This is a genomic window from Leclercia sp. GHBNCSD, from assembly GCF_055805075.1.
Genome location: NZ_JBQVYO010000001.1, coordinates 4067806 through 4088047, shown reverse-complemented (window position 1 = coordinate 4088047; position 20242 = coordinate 4067806). Strand labels below are relative to the sequence as shown.

The window sequence follows — 20242 nt, the reverse complement described above, 5'->3', positions numbered from 1 at the left end:
ATCTGTACTATGTACACCTTAAGGTGTACATGGTACCTTACATGGAGAGAGAATCGTGTGCCATGCGATAAAATTTATCGAGACGTCACTGTTTACGCGGCAAATCAAACAGATCGCGACTGATGATGAACTCCTGACGTTACAAAGAGAGCTCATTGCCTTTCCGGACAAAGGTGATGTTATTCAGAATACCGGCGGGCTGCGAAAAGTCAGGATGGCCACGGGTGGCCAGGGTAAAAGCAGCAGCGCCAGGGTAATTTACCTTCTGGCAACACGGGAGATTATCTGGCTGGTGCTCGCTTATCCGAAAAGCGCCAAAGAGAATCTCACTGATGCGGAAAAGGTTGAACTAAAAAAACTGACAACCTTACTGAAAAACGAGGTGTGAAATGCATTTTTTTGACGAACTCAAAACGTCCCTGGAAGAGGCGGTTGACATCAAAAACGGGACCAAAGCCCCTTCCCGAGTTACCCGCTATGAGATTGCCGATGTCAAAGCGATCAGAGAGCAGCTCAACGTCTCCCAGGCAGAAATGGCAAAAGCGCTGGGCACCAGCGTGGATACCATCAAAAGCTGGGAATCCAGAAGACGTAACCCCACCGGCCTGGCAGCAAAAGTGCTGGCCACGATTAAGGCGAACCCGGCATTCTTTTACGAACTGGCTGCGCATTAATAGGTCGTATTGGGGATGCCAACAGCGACAGGTAAAATAAAAACGCAGAAACAAAGCCCCAGCGACAGCGTGCCGGGGCTTTTAGGGTGCCACTAAATTAATCCTTAACATCCTTCAATCTACACAAAGATGGCCTCACGCAGGATTAAGGGGTTTGCCGCTCAGCGGGCCGACTTCGGCCGCAGATTCTCGTCAAACACCAGCCGCTTGCGATCCGGTTCCACCTCGTGTAACGGCTCCACCTGATGCATCGTCTGTTTGCAGCGCTCCACCAGCGTCTGGTACTCGCGGGTGCCCTGCTTTTTCCACGCCATCTCCTGCTCGCTCAACACGCGGATCGCTTTCGCCGGGCTGCCGATAATCAGATGGTCGGCAGGCATTTCCGCTTTCGCTTTCACAAATGCCGCCGCGCCGACGATGCTGTTCTCGCCGATCACGGCGCCATCCATGATCACCGCATTCATCCCCACCAGCGCATTGCGGCGGATCACGCAGCCGTGCAGAATGGCGCCGTGCCCGATATGTCCCTCTTCTTCCACCACCGTGTCCTGCTCGGGGAAGCCATGCATGATGCAGTTATCCTGAATATTGGCCCCGTCTTTCACCACGATACGGCCAAAATCCCCACGCAGGCTGGCGTTGGGGCCCACGTAGACGCCCTTACCGAGGATCACGTCGCCAATCAGGACCGCTGTCGGGTGGACATAACTCTCCTCAGGAACAACCGGTGTCAGACCATCAATTTGATATACAGGCACATAACCTCCGTTACGCGGGCGTCAGGCCGCCGAAGCGCTGCCAGTAGGAGGAGCCCGGCGACGGCAGTTCGCCGACCGAGGTCTCCCCTTTCTCACTGACAAACGCCAGCGCACCCGGCGCGACGCGCTGATAAATGTTAATGCACAGCTGGCGGGCCGTCTGGCCTGCCCAGTGCGACGGGAGTAACTCTTCCGGCAGGAGCGGATCCTTAAGCACCACCCGGCGATAAAAATGGATCAGCAAGAGCTGGATATGGAAACAGCGCGCCGGCGTCAGCTCCTCCGGCGTGGCCTCCCGCAGCAGGGGCAGCAGGGGCCGGAACGAGTCGATAAAGGTTTCATACATCAGGTTCTGCTCGCTGAGCTGCCAGCACTCCTCCACCCGGGCGCGCAGCGCGGCGCGGGAGAGCGCCAGCGGCGAATGCGCCTCAAAGCAGATGACGTTTTCCGCCACGCCCGCTTCATGCAACAGGGTCTGTACGTCTGCCAGCTGTTGCGACGGCGAGGCCATCAGGCTCGGCGCCAGGGTGCCGAAGCCCTGCCAGATCAGCTGCTTTTTCACATCCGCCAGCGTGGTTTTGTCCATTCCTTCAGAGAGCAGCAGCAGCCATTTGCCGTCCCAGGCCGGTAGCTCTGCGCGATAAATTTTGGTTTCGGCCCGGCGGGTTAAACGCAATCCTTTGTCGCTCAGGCGGTAGAAGCTGCGTCTGCCGATGCGAACCACATCCAGCCAGCCCTCTTTATTAAGACGGAACAGCGCGGTACGCACGAAGCGCTCGCCGAATCCCATCCCTTCCAGCAGGGCCGCCAGGCTTCCCAGCCAGACTTCGCCGCCGCGATGGGACAGGGCATCACCGTACAGGGAGGAGATCAGCGAGGTGCCGCTGACGGGAACGGAGCTGACAGCGTGCTGGATAAAGGCGTCGAGTTTACTCATGTGATTCATTCTGTTGTGATTATTTTCGCGGATGAATCATAGCATAGCGCTAAAAGCGCGACCCTCCCTAATACGCAGAGGGTCGCGGACGGCCTTAGCAGTTGGCTGCGGCCTTACGCAGATCGAAGACGCGGCAGGCTTTGCCTTCGGAACGCGGAATGCTGCCGCAGTTGACGATCGTCACGTCGGTAGAGATCCCCACCATCGACTTAATGCGGTGGCGCAGCTGGTGGCAGACGTTGCAGCGCTGTTCGTGGGTCAGCGACAGGCTGCTCTCTTTCAGCTCCACCTTCACCGAAAGTGAATCAAGATGGCCCCGACGGTTCACCTCCAGCTGGTAGTGCGGCGACAGGTGCTCAAACTTGACGATCTCCTCTTCCAGCTGGGACGGGAAGACGTTGACGCCGCGGATGATCAGCATATCGTCGCTGCGGCCGCTGATCCTGTCCATGCGGCGCATGGTGCGGGCGGTGCCCGGCAGCAGGCGGGTCAGGTCGCGGGTGCGGTAGCGGATCACCGGCAGCGCCTCTTTGGTGAGGGTGGTGAAGAGCAGTTCCCCCTGCTCGCCATCGGCCAGGGGCGTGCCGTCGTTCGGGTTGACGATCTCCGGGTAGAAGTGATCTTCCCAGATGGTCGGTCCGTCGGCGGTTTCGATGCACTCCATCGCCACCCCCGGCCCCATCACTTCGGAGAGCCCATAGATATCCAGAGCGGTAATACCGAGGCGTTTTTCAATTTCCCGGCGCATCGCCAGGGTCCAGGGCTCAGCGCCAAAAACGCCCACGCGCAGGGAGCACTGGCTGGCATCGCCCCCCATCTGGCGCTCAAGCTCTTCGATCAGGTTGAGGCAGTAAGAAGGCGTCACCATGATCATGTCTGGCTGAAAATCGCGGATCAGCTGGGCCTGTTTCTCGGTCTGTCCGCCGGACATCGGGATCACCGTGGCGCCTAAACGCTCGGCGCCGTAGTGGGCGCCCAGCCCGCCAGTGAACAGGCCATAGCCGTAGGCGACATGAATTTTGTCCCTGGCACTGCCGCCCGCGGCGCGCAGCGAGCGGGCCACGATGTTGGCCCAGTTATCAATGTCGTTCTGCGTGTAGCCGACCACGGTCGGTTTACCGGTGGTGCCCGAAGAGGCGTGTATACGCACCACCTGCTCCATCGGCACCGCAAAGGTATCAAACGGATAGTTGTCACGCAGATCCTGCTTGGTGGTGCACGGGAACTTGCGAATATCCGCTAACTCTTTGAAATCGTCAGGATGCACGCCCGCCGCATCAAACTTGCGTTTGTACATGGGGACGTTGTTATAAGCGTGTTCTAACGTCCACTTCATACGCTCGGTTTGCAGGGCCTGCAGCTCATCAAGGGAGGCGGTTTCGATGGGGTCAAGATGCGTTGCCGTCGTGGTTGCAGTTGACGTTGCGGTTGTCGCTGTATTTATCATTGTCGTAGTCATCGTAGGGTACTCGCTTTTTATAATTGTTCAGACACGCTCAAGGATCATGGCAATGCCCTGACCGACACCAATGCACATCGTACAGAGCGCATAGCGCCCTTTACGACGATGCAGCTCGTTGCTGGCGGCCAGCGCCAGGCGGGCCCCGCTCATACCCAGCGGATGGCCTAAGGCAATTGCCCCGCCGTTGGGGTTAACGTGCGGCGCATCATCCGGCAGCCCCAGCTCACGCAGCACCCCCAGCGCCTGGGAGGCGAAGGCTTCGTTCAGCTCGATAACGTCCATGTCGTTGATGCTCAGCCCGGCGCGCTCCAGCACCCGACGGGTGGCAGGCACCGGGCCCAGCCCCATCAGACGCGGCTCAACGCCAGCGGTCGCCATCGCCACGATGCGGGTACGCGGGATCAGGCCCTGGGCTGCCGCCATCTTCTCGCTGGCGACAATCAGCGCCGCAGCGCCATCGTTCACGCCAGAAGCGTTACCGGCGGTAACCACACCGCCCGCCCGGAAAGGGGCTTTCAGCCCGGCCAGCATTTCGAGGGTGGTGTCCGGGCGCAGATGCTCGTCATGCACCACTTCGGTGACCGCCCCTTTTTTGCCTTTAATGACGACCGGCACGATCTCCTGCGCCAGAATACCGTTAGCCTGGGCCTGAGCGGTACGCTGCTGGCTGCGCAGGGCGAAGGCGTCCTGATCCTCACGGGAAATCTTTAACAATTCCGCTACATTCTCTGCCGTTTCCGGCATGCTGTCAGAACCAAATTGCTGCGCCATGAGCGGGTTCACAAAACGCCAGCCGATAGTGGTATCGAAAATTTCATTCTGCCGCTGGAAGGCGCTGGTCGCTTTGCCCATCACGAAAGGCGCGCGGGACATCGACTCCACACCCCCGGCAATCATCAGGTCGCCATCACCGGCGCGAATCGCGCGGGCAGCAAAGCCCAGCGCATCCAGACCGGAGCCGCAAAGGCGGTTCAGGGTAGTGCCGGAGACGGTCTGCGGCAGCCCGGCTAACAGCAGGGACATTCGCGCCACGTTACGGTTGTCTTCCCCCGCCTGGTTCGCGCAGCCAAAGATTACATCGTCGATGCGCTCCGCATCCAGACCCGGGTTACGCGCCAGCAGTTCGCGCAGCGGGATGGCGCCCAGGTCGTCCGCGCGCACACCGGACAGCGCACCGGCATAGCGACCGATTGGGGTTCTGATCCCGTCACAGATAAAGGCGTCACGCATCATGCTTCTCCTGTCACAGTGCCGCCGATGCGGTGGGATTTCCCACGGAACAGGGCAACCGTTTTCTGTTGTTGATTAACGATTTCAATGTCGTATACGCCGGTCTGTTTCCCCTGATGGCGCACCTGCGCCGTGGCGGTGAGCTTATCGTGGGCAAACGCCGGACGGACAAAATCAATGGTGCAGCCCGAGGCCACCGCCGCCAGCCCCTGGCTGTTGCAGGCGTAGGCGAAAGCGGTATCGGCGAGGGTAAACAGCTGTCCGCCGTGACAGCTCTTGTGGCCGTTGAGCATCTGCGGCGTGACGGTCATGGTCAGTACTGCCATGCCCTCATCCATCTCAATAATGTCGATGCCATAAGCCTGGGCGCAGGCATCGTTTTCATACATGGCGCGGGCGTTGCGCCAGGCGTTATGACTCATAGCTACTCTCCAGAAGCGCGCGCTGGCGCAGCAGGGATGAAGGACGGTAACGCTCTTCGCCGTAATGGCGTTGCAGGTTTTCCAGCAGGCACAGCAGACGCTGCCAGCCAAGCTGTTCTCCCCAGGCCAGCGGGCCGCGCGGGTAGTTCACCCCGAGGCGCATGGCGGTATCGATATCCTCTTCACTGGCGACCCCTTTTTGCAGGGCGTCGAGGGCTTCGTTGACAATCATCGCTACCGTGCGCCAGATGAGCAGGCCGGGATAATCCGCCACCTGCAGCACGCGCTTGCCCTGCTGTTGGAAGTAGCGCACCGCTTTCCGTGTCGCGGCTGGCGGGTTGCTGGCCGCGGCGGCAATCACCGCCACATCGCTCTCCTGTCTGTCGAACACCACCACCGGCTGTGCGTAGCGGTTCGCCAGCGCCTGGGCGGTCTCACCCCGGGTTTCGATCAGCAGTACGCCGTCAATTTCAGTGACACCGTCACTTTTTTTCTGCTGATGCGTGACACTGTAACTATCGTTCACCTCTGCCAGCCAGCTCACCGCTGGCTTTTCGTTACGCCAGTTGTAAACGCCCTGCCCACTCTTCTTGCCGAGACGCCCACCCAGCACCAGCTCCTGCTGCACCAGTGACGGCAGGAAACGGCGTTCCTGCCAGAAGGCGTTAAATACTGAGCAGGTCACGGCAAAGTTGACGTCCTGGCCGATCATGTCGGTCAGCTCCAGCGGCCCCATCGGGAAGCCTGCGCCTTCGCGCAGCGCCGCGTCGATGACTTCCGGGGCGGCAACCTGCTCTTCCAGCGCCCGCCAGGCTTCGGCATAGTACGGACGCGCCACGCGGTTAACGATAAAGCCCGGCGTGGACTGGCAGCGCACCGGCTGTTTGCCCCAGCGCGTCGCCAGCTCGCTCAGCTGTTCGACCACTTCCCCGGAGGTCGCCAGGCCGCTTACCACTTCCACCAGCTTCATCACCGGGGCCGGGTTAAAGAAGTGCAGCCCCGCTACGCGCTCAGGATGGCGCAGGTCGGCGGCAATGGCGGTAATGGAGATGGACGAGGTATTGCTGGTCAACAGCGTGTTAGCCGGGCAGATCTCCGCCAGTTGGGCAAAGAGCGCCTTTTTAACGGCCATTTGCTCAGAGGCGGCTTCAATCACCAGGTCAGCCTTCGCCAGCGCGTGGATGTCGGTAACGGGCACCAGACGCTGGAGCGTCTGTTCGGCGTCATGCGGGGCGAGCTTGCCGCGCGCCACGCGGGATTCGAGACGGCTGCGAATGGCGTCAATGGCGCGGGAGATGGCCTCAGCGTTGATGTCATAGACCAGCACCGGGTGGCCGTTGCTCGCCGCCACTTCGGCGATCCCGGCTCCCATGATGCCGCTGCCAATCACCGCCACGGTATGAATTGTCGTCATCTTATTTCCCCGTAAACTGCGGCGCGCGTTTGTTGAGGAAGGCGCTGACCCCTTCCCGGTAGTCGGCGCTGCGCCCGGCCAGGCGCTGATAGTCGCGCTCCAGATCCAGCTGCGCGTCCAGGGTATTGGTTTCGGCGGCATTGATCGCCCGCTTGATCAGCCCCAGGCCAAAGGTCGGCTGGGTGGCGAGATGCACGGCCAGCTGACGGGCGGTGTCGGTCAGTTCGGCATCATCCACGACCTGCCAGATCATCCCCCAGGCGTGTGCCTGCTCAGCGCTGATCTTCTCCCCCAGCAGGGCCAGGCCCATCGCCTGGGCGCGCCCGGTCAGACGCGGCAGCAGCCAGGTACCGCCGGAATCCGGCACCAGACCGAGCTTGCTGAAGGCCATCACAAAGTTCACCGAACGGGCGGCGATAACGATGTCGCAGCCCAGCGCCAGGGTCGCCCCCGCTCCGGCGGCCACGCCGTTCACCGCGCAGATCACCGGCTTGGGCAGTTTTGCCAGACGGCGTACCAGCGGGTTGTAAAATTTCTCCACCGACATGCCGAGATCCGGCGCGGGGCTGTTCGGGTCAACGTTACGGTCGTTAAGATCCTGCCCGGCACAAAAACCGCGTCCGGCGCCGGTAATCAGCAGACAACGCACGCTCTCGTCGCGCTCGGCCTGGGTCAGGCACGCCGCCAGCTGCTGATGCATCTCCTCATTGAAGCTGTTGAGCCGCTCCGGGCGGTTCAGGGTTAGGGTCATGACCCCCTGCTCAACGTGACTCAGAATAAAATCCATGGTTAGCGTCCTTTAAATTCAGGGGTGCGTTTTTGCAGGAAGGCGTCGATCCCTTCCCGGCGATCCTCGGTGGCCGCCAGCAGGGTGAAGAGCTGACGCTCCTGGGCCAGCCCGGCGGTGAGGGCCACCTCCTGAGACTGGCGTAACGCCTGCTTCGCCGCCTGCAACGCCAGCGGGGAGTGACGCGCCATCAGTGCCGCCTGCTTGAGAGCATATTCGAGGGTCAGGGCGTCGGGATGTACATCGCTTACCACCCCGGCCGCCAGCGCCTGACGGGCGGTGATACTTTCCCCGGTCAGCACCATTTTGCTGGCAAGGGATTTGCCGACGCTGCGGATCAGCCGTTGCGTGCCGCCCGCGCCGGGCATAATGCCTAAGGTGATTTCCGGCAGGCCGAAGCGGGCGTTTTCCCCGGCAATCGCCACATCGCAGAGCAGCGCCAGCTCGCACCCTGCGCCCAGGGCGTAGCCATTGACGGCGGCAATCAGCGGCTTACTGAAGGCGTTGATGCGCGCCCACAGCTGCGGGCGAATGTCGTTGAGGGTGGCGGCCAGATCTTTTTCCGCCATCTCGTTCAGATCGGCTCCGGCGGCAAAGAAGCGTTCGTTGCCGGTAATCACGCACACCGAAATCTCGCTGTCTACGGCGGCAGCTTCCAGGGCGGTTGCCAGCTCGCTCAGCAGGCCATTGTTCAGGGCGTTACGGGCCGCCGGGCGGTTAAGGGTCAGGAGCAATACCCGACCGTGACGGGTGACAATCAGGTCGCTCATGCCATCCCCTTCGCATCAAAGTCCACCACCACGTCGCCGGTCAGCGGCAGGGCCTGGCAGCTCAGCACGTAGCCTGCCGCCAGTTCATCCGGCTCCAGACTGTAGTTGGTCACCATATCCACCTTGCCGCGCACCACTTTGCATTTGCAGGTGGCGCAGACCCCGCCTTTACAGGCGTAAGGCAGGTCCGCCCCCTGGCGCAGCGCGGCATCCAGAATGCTTTCGTCTTCGGCGGTGAGGGTGATCTCGCGGTCGCGCCCGTCCTGGCGCACCGTCACCTTTTGCCCCCCGGTCTGTACCGAATGGGTGCGTTTAATGGTTGTGCCCGGCGTGTTGAAGCGCTCAAGATGCAGCGATTTCTCCGGCATCCCCAGCGCCTTAAGCGTCTGTTCGGCCTGGTCCATCATCGCCGCCGGGCCGCAGATAAAGGCTTCATCAAACTGGCTGAAGTCAATTAAGTGCTTCGCCAGCGCCTGCAGTTTTTCGCCGTCGATGCGCCCGTGCAGTAGCTCGCTGTCCAGCGTCTCCTGGCTGAAGATGTTGACCACCTGCAGGCGGGTCGGGTAGCTGTCCTTCAGGTCCGCCAGCGCCTGGCGGAACATCATGCTCTGGCTGCTGCGGTTACCGTAAATCAGGGTGAACTGGCTGTTCGGTTCGGTTTTCAGAGTGCTGGAGATGATCGCCAGCATCGGGGTGATGCCGGAACCGGCGGCAATCGCCAGATAGCAGCCTTCCCGTTCGGCCAGCGGCTGATAGCCAAAATGACCCTGCGGCACCATCACCTCCAGCGCCATCCCCTGCTTGATCTCATCCCGGGCATAGCGCGAGAAGCGCCCGCCGTCGATGGCTTTTACCGCCACGCTGATTTCGCCCGGCTGAACGCTGCGGCAGATGGAGTAGCAGCGGCGCAGCTCTTCGCCCGCGAGATGGGCTTTCAGGGTCAGATGCTGGCCCGGACGGAAGCGATAGGCCTCCTGCAAAGGCTGGGGAACCGCGAAAGTAATGGTCACCGCATCGCGGGTTTCGGGTTCCACTTTTGCCACCGTTAAGGAATGAAACGTTGTCATGGCGACCTCAGATACATTTGAAATAATCGAAGGGTTCACGGCAGCTGTCGCAGCGCCAGAGCGCTTTGCAGGCCGTGGAACCAAATTCACTGATCAGCGTGGTGCGGGTGCTGGCGCAGCGCGGACAGGTCACCTCGGCGGGAAGATGCGCGTGGCAGCTATGACCAGCCGGAGGGCTGATACCGTACTGGCGCAGGCGCTCACGGGCGTCAGGGGTCATCCAGTCGGTGGTCCACGCCGGGTCGAGCTGGATCGCAATCTGCACCGGGCCATAGCCGTGGGCGGTCAGGGTGTCGCGGATCGCCCCCATCAGATGATCGGTGGCCGGACAGCCGGAATAGGTCGGCGTAAAACCGATGGCCCAGCCCTCATCCTGCGGCGTCACGCTGCGCACCATCCCTAAGTCGGTGATGGTCAGTACCGGGATCTCCGGGTCCGGGATCTGGCTTAACAGAGACCAGATCTGCGGGACGGCGGCGGGGGTGAGTTGGACGGCGTGTTGCATGGCGCTCTCCTGGATTACCACTGCTGGCCGGGATAGACGCGCTGCAGATATTGCATCTCTGCCAGCATCGGCCCCAGATGTTCGGTGTGTAGCCCTTTACGGCCACCGGTGCGGTAGGCGGACTCGCCCGGCACGCTCAGCGTCGCCTCGTTCAGCCCGGCAAAGACTTCCGCTTCCCACGCGTCGCGCAGGCTGCGCGGATCGACGGCGATACCTTCGGCAGCCAACGTCAGGTCAATCTCGTCCGCCTCGAACAGCTCGGCGGTGAAACGCCACAGGTCATTGACCGCCTGCTGCATTTTTTGCGCAGAGATCTCCGTGCCGTTGCCCAGGCGTTCCAGCCAGCCGCGGCTGAAGCGCAGGTGGTAGCGGGCTTCTTTGATGGATTTCGCGGCGATGGCGGCAAGCTGACCGTCGCGGCTCTGGGTCAGACGGGTAAAGAGCGCCACGTGCCAGGCGTCGATAAAGTACTGACGGGCGATGGTGTCGGCGAAGTTGCCGTTGGGCTGCTCCACCAGCAGAAGGTTGCTGAACTGGCGCTCGTCGCGCTGAAAGGCCAGCGTGTCTTCGTCGCCCTCGCCTTCCAGCTCGGCGGCGTAGGTTAAGAAGTTGCGCGCCTGGCCCAGCAGGTCGAGGCCGATATTGGCCAGCGCGAGGTCAATCTCCAGCTCCGGGGCGTGACCACACCACGCTCCCAGACGCTGGGAGAGCACCAGCCCGTTATCACCCAGGCGCAGAGCATATTGCGTTAACGTTTTCATCCGTGGCCTCACATGTGCTCGATGCCATCAGGGATGGTGTAGAAGGTCGGATGGCGGTAGACCTTGCTCTCCGCCGGGTCGAAAAACTCACCGCGCTCTTCTGGCTGGGAGGCGACGATTTCGCTCGCCTTCACCACCCAGATGGAACAGCCTTCATTACGGCGGGTGTAGGCGTCGCGCGCGTTTTCCAGCGCCATACGGTCATCGGCGGCATGCAGGCTGCCCACGTGACGGTGGGATAATCCCTGCTTGCTGCGGACAAAGACTTCGTACAACGGCCAGTATGTTTTGCTCATCTTGATTCCCCTTATGCGACCTTGCGGGCGTGTTGTTTTTCGGCGTGCGCCAGTGCGGCTTCGCGCACCCACGTTCCCTCTTCCCAGGCTTTACGCTTGGCGGCCAGACGTTCGTGATTGCAGACGCCGCGCCCGTTAATCACCTCGTCAAACTCCTGCCAGTCGATCTCGCCAAAACGGTAGTGACCGCTTTCGGCATCGAACTGCAGATCCGCATCCGGCACGGTCATGCCGAGCATTTCCACCTGCGGCACGGTGTTGTCGACAAAGCGCTGACGCAGCTCGTCATTGCCAAAACGTTTGATCTTCCAGGCCAGGCTGCGGGCGCTGTTCGGTGAGTTGTCGTCGTTCGGGCCAAACATCATCAGCGCTGGCCACCAGAAGCGGTTGATGGCGTCCTGCAACATCTGGCGCTGGGCTTCGCTACCCTGGGCCAGGGCCATGCAGGCCTCAAAGCCCTGACGCTGGTGGAAGCTCTCTTCTTTACAGATTTTCACCATCGCCCGGGCATAGGGGCCGTAGGAGGTCCGGCACAGCGCCACCTGGTTAACGATGGCCGCGCCATCCACCAGCCAGCCGATCACGCCGATATCCGCCCAGCTCAGGGTCGGGTAGTTGAAGATGGAGGAGTATTTCATCTTGCCGTCGAGCATCTTCTGGTAGATATCTTCCCGGGCGCAGCCCAGCGTTTCCGCCGCGCTATAGAGGTAGAGCCCGTGCCCGGCTTCGTCCTGCACTTTCGCCAGCAGGATGGCCTTACGGCGCAGCGTCGGGGCGCGGGTGATCCAGTTCCCTTCCGGCAGCATGCCGACAATTTCGGAGTGCGCATGCTGACCAATCTGGCGGATCAGCGTTTTACGGTACGCGTCAGGCATCCAGTCCTGCGGCTCGATGGCCGTCTCTTGCGCGATGCGCTGCTCAAAGCGTTGTTCTTCCGTCACGTCATCACCCTTTTGATTCGTTTAACTGCTAAATATCATTCAATGATGAATCACTTTGTTTTATAAAAGTTACACAAAGGTTAATGAATAACCCAAGAATCGTTTATTCGTTTTGTGATGAGGCTCGCAAGAGATTTCCACACCCCAGATACGACGCGGCCTCCGGGAATTAAGAAGATTAAGCGAGATCACAATGTTAATAAAACATTAACAAGTCACTTGCTTTTTATGATTCACAAACGAACTATTTATAGTGAAATCACGAACCATCTGGAGAGAAAGATGCAGCAGTTAGCCAGCTTCTTGTCCGGTACCTGGCAGTCAGGCCGGGGCCGTGAGCGCACCATTCAACACGCCATCAGCGGTGAATCCCTCTGGTCCGTTACCAGCGAAGGGCTGGATATGGCCACCGCACGTCGCTACGCCATTGAGAAAGGCGGCGAAGCGCTTCATGCCATGACCTTTATCGAACGTGCCGCCATGCTGAAAGCGGTGGCGAAACATCTGCTGAGCCAGAAAGAGACCTTTTATGCGCTGTCGGCACAGACCGGGGCGACCCGCGCCGACAGCTGGGTGGATATCGAGGGCGGGATCGGCACCCTCTTTACCTTCGCCAGCCTGGGCAGCCGCGAACTGCCGGACGATACCCTGTGGCCGGAAGATGAGCTGATCCCGCTTTCAAAAGAGGGCGGATTTGCCGCGCGCCACGTGCTGACCTCGAAGTCCGGCGTGGCCGTCCACATCAATGCGTTCAACTTCCCCTGCTGGGGAATGCTGGAAAAGCTGGCCCCGACCTGGCTGGCGGGGATGCCTGCCATTATTAAACCGGCCACCGCCACCGCCCAGGTGACCCAGGCGATGGTGAAAGCGATCGTCGACAGCGGCCTGGTGCCGGAGGGCGCCATCAGCCTGATCTGCGGCGGCGCGGGGGATCTGCTCGACCAGCTCGACAGCCAGGACGTGGTGACCTTTACCGGCTCCGCCGACACTGGCCAGAAGCTGCGCGTCCATCCGAACATCGTGGCAAAATCGATTCCCTTCACCATGGAAGCGGACTCCCTGAACTGCTGCGTGCTGGGGGATGACGTCACCCCGGAGCAGCCGGAGTTTGCCCTTTTCATTCGCGAAGTGGTGCGGGAGATGACCGCGAAAGCCGGGCAGAAATGTACCGCGATCCGCCGCATCATCGTTCCGCAGGCGCAGGTGGAGGCTGTCAGCCAGGCGCTGATCGCCCGGCTGGAAAAAGTGGCTGTAGGCGACCCGGCTCAGGAAGGGATCAAAATGGGCTCACTGGTCAACGCCGAGCAGTGCGCTGACGTGCAGGAGAAAGTGGATACTTTAGTCACGGCGGGCTGCCAGATTCGTCTGGGCGGGAAAGCCGACCTGAACGCTGCCGGGGCCTTCTTCCCGCCGACGCTGCTGTTCTGCCCGCAGCCGGATGAAACCCCTGCCGTCCATGCCACCGAAGCCTTTGGCCCGGTCGCCACTCTGATGCCGTATCAGGATCGCGAGCACGCCATGGCCCTTGCCCGCGCCGGGGAAGGCAGTCTCGCCGGGACGCTGGTCACCGCCGATCTGCGCCTTGCGCGTCAGTTTATCGCCGGCGCCGCCCGCGCCCACGGCCGTATCCAGATCCTCAACGAAGAGTCGGCCAAAGAGTCCACCGGCCACGGCTCCCCGCTGCCGCAGCTGGTGCACGGCGGCCCGGGCCGCGCCGGGGGTGGTGAGGAGCTGGGCGGCCTGCGGGCGGTAAAACACTACCTGCAACGCACCGCCATCCAGGGCAGCCCGAGCATGCTGGCCGCCATCAGCCAGCAGTGGGTACGCGGCGCGCAGGTGCAGGAGGATCGCGTTCATCCGTTCCGCAAATACTTCGAGGAGTTACAGCCGGGCGACAGCCTCCTGACCCCGCGCCGTACCCTGACCGAAACCGACATCGTTAACTTTGCCTGCCTGAGCGGGGATCATTTCTACGCCCATATGGACAAGATCGGCGCGGCGGAGTCGATTTTCGGCGAACGCGTGGTGCACGGCTACTTCCTGATCTCCGCTGCGGCGGGTCTGTTCGTCGATGCGGGCGTCGGGCCGGTGATTGCCAACTACGGTATGGAGAACCTGCGCTTTATTGAGCCGGTGAAGCCGGGCGACACCATCCAGGTGCGTCTGACCTGTAAGCGCAAGACGCTGAAGAAACAGCGCACGGCGGAAGAGAAACCGACCGGCGTGGTGGAATGGGCGGTTGAGATTTTCAACCAGCACCAGCAGCCGGTGGCGCTCTACTCGATCCTGACCCTCGTCTCCCGTCAGCGCGGAGATTTTGACGCCTGATCCCCCTCCATCCGGGTAACGTCGCGCACGTTACCCGGCTTCTGGCACATCTGACAAAACATCTGGCAAATGCAGGCAAACGGTACTTAACGCGTTATTGCTATGTTGGCAATGAATAAACCGCGCGCAGAACAGCGGTCCCGAGTGGATAACAACACATACAACAGAGGTTAATCATGGGAAGCTCCTCCATTTTTTCTCCACGTAAAACGGTGCTGGCGTTGGCCGTTGCCTGTCTCTTTTCCGGCCAGGTGCTGGCGCACGGTGGTGCAGCACATATGGTCGAAATGGATAAAACCCTGACCGAATTTGGCGCTGATGTGAAATGGGACGACTATGCCCAGATGTTCACCATCAGCAAAGATGGGGCCTTTATCAAAGTGAAGCCGGGTGCCACAACCGCTATGGTCAACGGTAAACCGCTCACCCTGCAGGCGCCGGTGGTCATGAAAGACAATAAGGCCTGGATCGCCGATACCTTTGTTAACGATGTGTTCCAGTCCGGCCTTGACCAGACCTTCCAGGTCGAGAAGACCCCGCACCCGCTGAACGCCCTCTCCGCGGATGAGATCAAAGAGGCCGTCGGGATTGTGAAAGCCTCGCCGGACTTTAAACCGAATACCCGCTTCACGCAGATCGCGCTGGCCGAGCCGGACAAAGCCAAAGTGTGGGATTTCGTGCTGAACGGCACGGCGGTAGATGCGCCGCGTCAGGCCAATATCACCCTGCTGGACGGCAAATTTATCGTTGAAGCGCTAGTGGATCTGCAGGAGAAGAAAATCCTGCACTGGGAGCCGATCAAAGACGCCCACGGCATGGTGCTGCTGGATGACTTTATGGCGGTGCAGAAGATCGTCACCGGCAGCCCGGAGTATGCCGAGGCGCTGAAAAAACGCGGCATCAACGACCCGGCAAAGGTGATGACCACCCCGCTGACCGTCGGCTACTTTGACGGTAAGGATGGTCTGAAGCAGGAAGATCGCCTGCTGAAGGTGGTGAGCTACCTGGATACCGGCGACGGCAACTACTGGGCGCACCCGATTGAGAACCTGGTGGCGGTGGTCGATCTGATCGAGAAGAAGATCGTCAAAATTGAAGAAGGCGCTGTCGTACCGGTGCCGATGCAGTCCCGCCCCTATGATGGCCGCGACCGCGAACCGGTGGTGCACAAACCGCTGGAGATTGTGGAGCCGGAAGGCAAGAACTACACCATTACCGGCAATATGATCCACTGGCAGAACTGGGATTTCCACCTGAGCCTCGACTCCCGCGTCGGGCCGATCATCTCCACCGTCACCTTTAACGACAACGGCAAAAAACGCCAGGTGATGTACGAGGGATCGCTGGGCGGGATGATTGTCCCTTACGGCGACCCGGACGTGGGCTGGTACTTCAAAGCCTATCTGGACTCCGGCGACTACGGCATGGGCACCCTCACCTCGCCGCTGGTGCGCGGTAAAGATGTGCCCTCCAACGCCGTGCTGCTGAATCAGACCATCCCGGATTACACCGGTGCGCCGATGGAAATCCCGCGGGCGATGGCGATTTTTGAACGCTACGCCGGGCCGGAGTATAAGCACCAGGAGATGAATCAGCCGAACGTCAGCACCGAACGCCGCGAGCTGGTGGTGCGCTGGATCAGCACCGTGGGCAACTATGACTACATCTTCGACTGGATCTTCCACGAAAACGGCACCATCGGCATCGATGCTGGGGCAACCGGTATCGAAGCGGTAAAAGGGGTGATGGCGAAAACCATGCATGACCCGAGCGCCAAAGAGGATACGAAGTACGGCACCCTGATTGATCACAACATTGTCGGCACCACCCACCAGCACATCTACAACTTCCGTCTGGATCTGGATGTGGATGGCACCAGCAACAGCCTGGTGGCGATGGATCCGGAGGTGAAGCCGAACACCGCTGGCGGCCCGCGCACCAGCACCATGCAGGTTAACCAGTACAACATCGACAGCGAGCAGCAGGCGGCACAGAAATTTGACCCGGGCACCATTCGTCTACTGAGCAACACCAGCAAAGAGAACCGCATGGGCAACCCGGTCTCTTACCAGATCATCCCCTATGCGGGCGGTACGCACCCGGTGGCAACCGGCGCGAAATTCGCCCCGGATGAGTGGATCTATCACCGCCTGAGCTTTATGGATAAACAGCTGTGGGTGACCCGCTACCATCCGAACGAGATGTACCCGGAGGGCAAATTCCCGAACCGCTCCTCCCATGACCAGGGGCTGGGCCAGTTCAGTAAGGATAACGAGTCGCTGAATAACCAGGATAACGTGGTGTGGATCACCACCGGTACCACCCACGTGGCCCGCGCCGAAGAGTGGCCGATCATGCCAACCGAGTGGGTGCATGCCCTGCTCAAACCGTGGAACTTCTTTGACGAGACGCCGTCGCTCGGCAAGAAGAAAGAGGGGCAGTGATAAACAGCCGGGCATATTGCCCGGCTTTTTCTTGTCGGTGCGGTTTGATGTCGGGTGGCGGCTGCGCCTTACCCGACCTACGGGACCGTAGGCCCGTGCAAGCGCAGCGCCGCCGGGCATTGTCGGGTGGCGCTGCGCTTACCCGACCTACACCGCTATTGAATTTAGTTTAAGTCGTTTATTTTCTGAACAGCTTTCCTTGCTTATAGTTAATCATACCCATGCCGTCCGGGTTGCCTTTCTTAAAACGTTTTTTATGGACATCACACGAAGTTCTCCCTTACGTCGTTGTATGAACATTGAGAGGTTTTTAGGATGAGATTCAACTTGATAGCAAGAAGCCTTGCGCTTGCAGGCGTTTTTATCTCTGCCGGCACTCCTGCATTTGCCGCAGAAGCGCCAAAAGAGGCTGCCGCCGCCACTCAGCAAGCCAATAATGCCCTCTTCAGCCAGCTGCCCTTCTCCGACAATGCCGATTTCACCGATGCCCATAAAGGCTTTATCGCTGCACTTCCGACCGAGGTGATCAAAGGCGAACAGGGCAATGTGGTCTGGGATCCCCAGCAGTACGCCTTTATTAAAGAGGGGGACAAAGCGCCGGATACCGTCAACCCCAGCTTATGGCGTCAGGCGCAGCTGATTAATATCAGCGGTCTGTTTGAGGTCACGGATGGGGTCTATCAGATCCGAAACCTTGACCTGTCAAACATGACCATTATCGAAGGGGCGACCGGTATCACCGTGGTCGACCCGCTGGTCTCTGCTGAAACGGCAAAAGTCGGGATGGATCTCTATTACAAAAACCGCGGGCAGAAACCGGTGGTAGCGGTGATCTACACCCACAGCCACGTTGACCACTACGGCGGCGTGCGCGGCGTGGTGGATGAGGCCGATGTCAAAGCCGGGAAAGTCAAAATCTACGCCCCGGCCGGCTTTATGGAAGCCGCCGTGGCAGAAAACATTATGGCCGGGAACGTCATGAGCCGCCGCGCCAGCTATATGTATGGCAACCTGCTGAAGCCGGATCCTAAAGGTCAGGTGGGCGCGGGGCTTGGCACCACGACCTCCGCCGGGACCGTAACCCTGCTTGCGCCGACCAATATCATCGAAAAAGATGGACAGAAAGAGACCATCGACGGCCTGACCTATGACTTTATGCTGGCGCCGGGCTCAGAAGCGCCGTCCGAAATGCTCTGGTACATCGAAGAGAAAAAACTGATCGAATCCGCCGAGGATGTCACCCACACCCTGCATAACACCTACTCCCTGCGCGGGGCGAAGATCCGCGAGCCGCTGCCGTGGTCAAAATATATCAACGAAGCCATTGTGCGCTGGGGTGATAAAGCCGAAGTGCTGATGGCTCAGCACCACTGGCCAACCTGGGGCAATGAAAACGTCAATAAATTGTTGAAAAGCCAGCGAGACCTGTATCGCTACATCAACGACCAGACCCTGCGCATGGCGAACCAGGGCATGACCCGGGATGAAATTGCGGCAAACTTCAGGCTGCCGGATTCGCTGGCGCACACCTGGGCTAACCGGGGCTACTACGGGTCGGTAAGTCACGACGTGAAAGCCACCTACGTGCTCTATCTCGGCTGGTTCGACGGCAACCCGGCGACCCTGGATGAGCTGCCGCCGGAAGAGGCTGCGAAGAAATATGTAGACTATATGGGCGGCGCCGACGCCATTCTGCAGAAGGCCAAAACCGACTTCGACCAGGGTAACTATCGCTGGGTGGCGCAGGTGGTGAGCAAGGTGGTCTTTGCCGATCCGAACAACCAGGCGGCCCGTAACCTGGAGGCGGACGCGCTTGAGCAGTTAGGCTATCAGGCGGAATCGGGCCCGTGGCGTAACTTCTACCTCACCGGCGCGCAGGAGCTGCGTAACGGCGTGGTGAAAGGGCCGACCCCGAACACCGCCAGCCCGGATACGGTGCGGGCGATGACCCCGGAGATGTTCTTCGACTATCTGGCGGTTCACATTAACGGTGAAAAAGCCGGAACCGCGAAATCGGTGTTTAACATCGACCTCGGCAGCGACGGCGGCAAGTACAAGCTCGAGCTGGAAAATGGGGTGCTGAACCACACCGCCAATGCCGAAGCGACCGACGCCGACGCCACCATCACCCTGAGCCGCGACACGCTGAATAAAATCATCCTCAAGGAAACCACCCTGAAACAGGCTGAGGAGAGCGGCGCGGTGAAGGTTACCGGTGACGGGGCAAAACTTGATACCATGCTGGGCTATATGGATAAATTTGAGTTCTGGTTCAACATTGTTACACCGTAAACCCACCAGCCTGCGGGCGGAGCCTTTCGCCCGCAGGGATATGGTCACCCGCGGACTGACTCTCAGCATGCCGTGGCTGGCGCTCGTCAACATCGGCTTTGCGCTGATGGTCTTATTGCGTAATGGGCTGTTCGACGGCATTGACGCGCTGTATCAGGTGAACGCCTTCAGCGCCAGGATGATCGATTGGCTGATGCTGGCGGTCATTGTTCTGTTTAGCCTCTCCCTGCTGCTGGTCTGGCAAAAAAAACGCGGGCTGAGCCTGCTGTTGCTGCTGGCAGGCCTGATCTGGGCCTGCTGCGCCGTCTGGTTTATCGCCCATCTGAAACTGCCCTTCGCCTGGCCGCTCTGCACCACCCTGCTCCTGACGGCGCTGGCAGGGCTCTATTTTTTTCCGGTTGGGCTGATGAGCTATGCGCTGCCGCTGTGGGCGGCGATGCCGGCTGCCAGCCTGGTGCTGAACGAGGGCATCAGCCTGCGTTTCGTCGTGGTGTGGCTTATCTTTACGGTAGTGCTGGTTTACGGGCGGTTTATTTTAGTGCGCTGGTTTGATGAAGCCTGGCTGCGTCAGCAGCAGAACCAGGCGCTGATTGCCCGGCTGGATGCCCTTGCGCACCAGGATCCGCTCACCGGTACCGCTAACCGCCGGGCGATGGAGAACGTGCTGGAAAACGCGGTCAAACAGGGGAACAATTTTGCGCTGATTATGCTCGATGTCGATGAGTTCAAACGCTACAACGATCGTTACGGGCATCAGGCCGGGGATGAGTGTCTGGCGGCGGTGGCGCAGGCGCTGAAACAGGTGGTGCGCAGCCCGGACGATGTGGTCTCACGCTACGGTGGCGAGGAGTTTCTGCTGATCCTGTTTGATGCGACGGAAAAAGTGGCGGAACAGGTGGCGGCGCGCATTCAGGAGAGCCTGCGCGCTGCGGCTATTCCGCATGCTGCCTCAACGGTCAGCGACAGCGTTACGGTCAGCATGGGGATCGCCTCGCTGACCGCTGGTCAGACGGCCAGCGAGGTGATCGCCCAGGCCGATGCCGCGCTCTACCGGGCAAAAAATGCAGGACGAAATCGCTGGTCCTGCTAAGGGTGCGGTTTTGTTGGCACGGTGCGGTCTGATGTCGGGTGGCGGCTCTGCTTAACCGGACCTA

The 20242-nt window shown here is 60.3% G+C and carries 19 protein-coding genes; 6 read left to right on the top strand and 13 right to left on the bottom strand.

What is annotated here, in order from left to right; translation table 11 throughout:
• The first annotated feature begins 55 nt into the window (after positions 1-55).
• Both ACT3IC_RS19535 and nadS read left to right on the top strand, forming a co-directional pair.
• Entirely contained in the window at positions 56-388 is a 333-nt protein-coding gene (locus ACT3IC_RS19535) for a type II toxin-antitoxin system RelE/ParE family toxin (RefSeq protein WP_159339399.1), read from the top strand.
• A 1-nt stretch (position 389) separates the two neighbouring features.
• The gene (nadS, locus tag ACT3IC_RS19530; RefSeq protein WP_103179800.1) at positions 390-674 is read left to right on the top strand and encodes a NadS family protein; all 285 of its coding nucleotides are present in this window, start codon (positions 390-392) and stop codon (positions 672-674) included.
• Between the two features lie 161 nt (positions 675-835).
• Here nadS and paaY read toward each other — a convergent pair whose 3' ends face one another.
• From paaY to paaA, 13 genes are all read right to left on the bottom strand, one after another.
• Positions 836-1432: a phenylacetic acid degradation protein PaaY gene (gene paaY, locus ACT3IC_RS19525; protein WP_156654613.1), complete on the bottom strand. Its 597-nt coding sequence runs from the start codon at positions 1430-1432 to the stop codon at positions 836-838.
• 10 nt (positions 1433-1442) lie between these two features.
• The gene (paaX, locus tag ACT3IC_RS19520; protein ID WP_103179802.1) at positions 1443-2378 is read right to left on the bottom strand and encodes a phenylacetic acid degradation operon negative regulatory protein PaaX; all 936 of its coding nucleotides are present in this window, start codon (positions 2376-2378) and stop codon (positions 1443-1445) included.
• 85 nt (positions 2379-2463) lie between these two features.
• Complete coding sequence (gene paaK / locus ACT3IC_RS19515; protein WP_473478948.1) at positions 2464-3816, bottom strand: phenylacetate--CoA ligase PaaK; 1353 nt, start codon at positions 3814-3816, stop codon at positions 2464-2466.
• A 39-nt stretch (positions 3817-3855) separates the two neighbouring features.
• A complete protein-coding gene (pcaF, locus tag ACT3IC_RS19510; RefSeq protein WP_103179804.1) occupies positions 3856-5061 on the bottom strand; it encodes a 3-oxoadipyl-CoA thiolase in 1206 nt (401 codons plus the stop codon).
• The gene (gene paaI / locus ACT3IC_RS19505) at positions 5061-5483 is read right to left on the bottom strand and encodes a hydroxyphenylacetyl-CoA thioesterase PaaI (protein ID WP_103179805.1); all 423 of its coding nucleotides are present in this window, start codon (positions 5481-5483) and stop codon (positions 5061-5063) included. The genes pcaF and paaI overlap by 1 nt, the downstream gene beginning before the upstream one ends.
• Positions 5473-6897 (bottom strand): 3-hydroxyacyl-CoA dehydrogenase, encoded by a 1425-nt coding sequence (locus ACT3IC_RS19500; protein ID WP_263950739.1) that lies wholly within the window; start codon positions 6895-6897, stop codon positions 5473-5475. The genes paaI and ACT3IC_RS19500 overlap by 11 nt, the downstream gene beginning before the upstream one ends.
• A gap of 1 nt (position 6898) precedes the next feature.
• Positions 6899-7684, bottom strand: coding sequence for a 2-(1,2-epoxy-1,2-dihydrophenyl)acetyl-CoA isomerase PaaG (gene paaG / locus ACT3IC_RS19495; RefSeq protein ID WP_473478712.1), 786 nt, complete (start codon positions 7682-7684; stop codon positions 6899-6901).
• 2 nt (positions 7685-7686) lie between these two features.
• Positions 7687-8454, bottom strand: a complete 768-nt coding sequence (paaF, locus tag ACT3IC_RS19490) for a 2,3-dehydroadipyl-CoA hydratase PaaF (RefSeq protein WP_473478709.1) — start codon at positions 8452-8454, stop codon at positions 7687-7689.
• Complete coding sequence (gene paaE, locus ACT3IC_RS19485; RefSeq protein ID WP_473478706.1) at positions 8451-9521, bottom strand: 1,2-phenylacetyl-CoA epoxidase subunit PaaE; 1071 nt, start codon at positions 9519-9521, stop codon at positions 8451-8453. Before paaE ends, paaF begins: the two co-directional genes overlap by 4 nt.
• A 7-nt stretch (positions 9522-9528) precedes the next feature.
• Positions 9529-10026 (bottom strand): 1,2-phenylacetyl-CoA epoxidase subunit PaaD, encoded by a 498-nt coding sequence (paaD, locus tag ACT3IC_RS19480; RefSeq protein ID WP_473478703.1) that lies wholly within the window; start codon positions 10024-10026, stop codon positions 9529-9531.
• A gap of 14 nt (positions 10027-10040) precedes the next feature.
• Positions 10041-10787 (bottom strand): 1,2-phenylacetyl-CoA epoxidase subunit PaaC, encoded by a 747-nt coding sequence (paaC, locus tag ACT3IC_RS19475; RefSeq protein ID WP_159339405.1) that lies wholly within the window; start codon positions 10785-10787, stop codon positions 10041-10043.
• A gap of 8 nt (positions 10788-10795) precedes the next feature.
• The gene (gene paaB, locus ACT3IC_RS19470) at positions 10796-11083 is read right to left on the bottom strand and encodes a 1,2-phenylacetyl-CoA epoxidase subunit PaaB (protein WP_103179812.1); all 288 of its coding nucleotides are present in this window, start codon (positions 11081-11083) and stop codon (positions 10796-10798) included.
• Between the two features lie 11 nt (positions 11084-11094).
• Entirely contained in the window at positions 11095-12024 is a 930-nt protein-coding gene (gene paaA, locus ACT3IC_RS19465; RefSeq protein ID WP_103179813.1) for a 1,2-phenylacetyl-CoA epoxidase subunit PaaA, read from the bottom strand.
• A gap of 282 nt (positions 12025-12306) precedes the next feature.
• Here paaA and paaZ point away from each other — a divergent pair, with 282 nt between their 5' ends.
• The 4 genes from paaZ (at position 12307) to ACT3IC_RS19445 (ending at position 20178) form a co-directional block, all read left to right on the top strand.
• Positions 12307-14352 carry a phenylacetic acid degradation bifunctional protein PaaZ gene (paaZ, locus tag ACT3IC_RS19460; RefSeq protein ID WP_473478698.1) on the top strand — a complete coding sequence of 682 codons (2046 nt, stop codon included), beginning with the start codon at positions 12307-12309 and terminating at the stop codon, positions 14350-14352.
• 176 nt (positions 14353-14528) lie between these two features.
• Positions 14529-16796: a primary-amine oxidase gene (tynA, locus tag ACT3IC_RS19455; RefSeq protein ID WP_156654617.1), complete on the top strand. Its 2268-nt coding sequence runs from the start codon at positions 14529-14531 to the stop codon at positions 16794-16796.
• 315 nt (positions 16797-17111) lie between these two features.
• Positions 17112-19088: an alkyl/aryl-sulfatase gene (locus ACT3IC_RS19450; protein WP_180210942.1), complete on the top strand. Its 1977-nt coding sequence runs from the start codon at positions 17112-17114 to the stop codon at positions 19086-19088.
• 40 nt (positions 19089-19128) lie between these two features.
• Positions 19129-20178, top strand: a complete 1050-nt coding sequence (locus ACT3IC_RS19445; protein ID WP_159339651.1) for a GGDEF domain-containing protein — start codon at positions 19129-19131, stop codon at positions 20176-20178.
• Positions 20179-20242: the final 64 nt, after the last annotated feature.

What these genes read in the sequence shown, in the direction of transcription:
- nadS (WP_103179800.1), top strand. Translation starts at nt 390, where the DNA reads ATGCATTTTTTTGACGAACTCAAAACGTCCCTGGAAGAGGCGGTTGAC.
- paaX (WP_103179802.1), bottom strand. Translation starts at nt 2,378, where the DNA reads ATGAATCACATGAGTAAACTCGACGCCTTTATCCAGCACGCTGTCAGC.
- paaK (WP_473478948.1), bottom strand. Translation starts at nt 3,816, where the DNA reads ATGATAAATACAGCGACAACCGCAACGTCAACTGCAACCACGACGGCA.
- pcaF (WP_103179804.1), bottom strand. Translation starts at nt 5,061, where the DNA reads ATGCGTGACGCCTTTATCTGTGACGGGATCAGAACCCCAATCGGTCGC.
- paaI (WP_103179805.1), bottom strand. Translation starts at nt 5,483, where the DNA reads ATGAGTCATAACGCCTGGCGCAACGCCCGCGCCATGTATGAAAACGAT.
- ACT3IC_RS19500 (WP_263950739.1), bottom strand. Translation starts at nt 6,897, where the DNA reads ATGACGACAATTCATACCGTGGCGGTGATTGGCAGCGGCATCATGGGA.
- paaG (WP_473478712.1), bottom strand. Translation starts at nt 7,684, where the DNA reads ATGGATTTTATTCTGAGTCACGTTGAGCAGGGGGTCATGACCCTAACC.
- paaF (WP_473478709.1), bottom strand. Translation starts at nt 8,454, where the DNA reads ATGAGCGACCTGATTGTCACCCGTCACGGTCGGGTATTGCTCCTGACC.
- paaE (WP_473478706.1), bottom strand. Translation starts at nt 9,521, where the DNA reads ATGACAACGTTTCATTCCTTAACGGTGGCAAAAGTGGAACCCGAAACC.
- paaD (WP_473478703.1), bottom strand. Translation starts at nt 10,026, where the DNA reads ATGCAACACGCCGTCCAACTCACCCCCGCCGCCGTCCCGCAGATCTGG.
- paaC (WP_159339405.1), bottom strand. Translation starts at nt 10,787, where the DNA reads ATGAAAACGTTAACGCAATATGCTCTGCGCCTGGGTGATAACGGGCTG.
- paaB (WP_103179812.1), bottom strand. Translation starts at nt 11,083, where the DNA reads ATGAGCAAAACATACTGGCCGTTGTACGAAGTCTTTGTCCGCAGCAAG.
- paaZ (WP_473478698.1), top strand. Translation starts at nt 12,307, where the DNA reads ATGCAGCAGTTAGCCAGCTTCTTGTCCGGTACCTGGCAGTCAGGCCGG.
- tynA (WP_156654617.1), top strand. Translation starts at nt 14,529, where the DNA reads ATGGGAAGCTCCTCCATTTTTTCTCCACGTAAAACGGTGCTGGCGTTG.
- ACT3IC_RS19450 (WP_180210942.1), top strand. Translation starts at nt 17,112, where the DNA reads ATGAGATTCAACTTGATAGCAAGAAGCCTTGCGCTTGCAGGCGTTTTT.
- ACT3IC_RS19445 (WP_159339651.1), top strand. Translation starts at nt 19,129, where the DNA reads ATGGTCACCCGCGGACTGACTCTCAGCATGCCGTGGCTGGCGCTCGTC.